The following is a 1,104-nucleotide window of genomic DNA, read 5'->3' on the forward strand; positions in this document are numbered from 1 at the left end:
ATATATCTTGTAACACAATAAGTTTCCGGGGCTTATCGTGGGGTGGATATAAAACAATACCGTTAATAATCTTATAATTTCACAAGCTTTTTGTCAATGGCAATCAGTCATTTTGTAATGATTTTTTGCGATGTATTTTTATATCGTTGCCAAAGTCTTTTAATAACTCATTTTCATCTAAATAAATCTTCTCTAAATATAGTCCTTCAGCCGGTGCAGTGAAAGGAACATTCTTACGATTCTTTGATTCAAGTAGCTTCGGCACATCAGAAATTTCATGTCGCCCTTTTCCAACTTCTATTAAAAATGCAACTAAGACACGCACCATGTTATATAAAAATCCAGATCCAGTGACAATATAATCAAAGCCATCATCTGTCTTTACGATTTCACTTTGGTATAATGTTCTAACTTTGCTTTCTACTTCAGTTTTTTGCGAACAAAACCCCGTAAAATCATGTGTACCTATGAATTGTTGCGCCGCTCTGTTCATTTTGTCTAAATCCAACGTTTCAGGAATAAATGTTTTCAAACCACTTTGAAATGGATCGCGGTGTTGTGCTTGATATACTTTATATCGATAGCGTTTACCGACACAATCGTAACGACAATGAAAATCGTCATCGACTGTAACTACATTATTGACATAAATATCATCTGGTAACGTTCGGTTCATTGCATATTGCCATTGTGACATAGGTATATTCAGCTCTGTGTCGAAATGAAAGTACTGCTGTATCGCATGTACACCTCTATCAGTCCTACTTGAAGGATGGATTCTCACATGTCTTTTATGCATGCGTTGTAATAGCTTTTCAAATTGTTGCTGTACCGTACGTCCATTCTGTTGAATTTGAAAGCCTAGAAAATTATTTCCTTGATACGCAATTTCTACTAATATACGCATGAATTTACACTCCTGAATATTTTAATACGAATAAAATAATTGCAATTGGGATAATCATGGTTAAAGATATCGTATCTCTCAATTGCCATTTAAGCTGTCTGTAGCTCGTTCTCTTAACATTGGCATCATAACCCCTAACTTCCATTGCGACCGCTAATTCTTCGGCGCGTTGGAAAGCTGAGATGAATAGTGGCACT

2 protein-coding genes are annotated in these 1,104 nt (G+C 35.7%); both read right to left on the bottom strand.

Going from position 1 to position 1,104, the window contains the following annotated elements:
• Positions 1–103: 103 nt before the first annotated feature.
• Positions 104–907 (bottom strand): tRNA pseudouridine(38-40) synthase TruA, encoded by an 804-nt coding sequence (truA, locus tag IDG60_RS27630; RefSeq protein ID WP_001221853.1) that lies wholly within the window; start codon positions 905–907, stop codon positions 104–106.
• A 4-nt stretch (positions 908–911) separates the two neighbouring features.
• On the bottom strand, positions 912–1,104 hold a 193-nt coding region (locus IDG60_RS27635), incomplete at its 5' end, for an energy-coupling factor transporter transmembrane component T family protein (RefSeq protein WP_206160889.1).

The organism is Staphylococcus sp. EG-SA-2 (assembly GCF_017152085.1).

What these genes read in the sequence shown, in the direction of transcription:
- truA (WP_001221853.1), bottom strand. Translation starts at nt 907, where the DNA reads ATGCGTATATTAGTAGAAATTGCGTATCAAGGAAATAATTTTCTAGGC.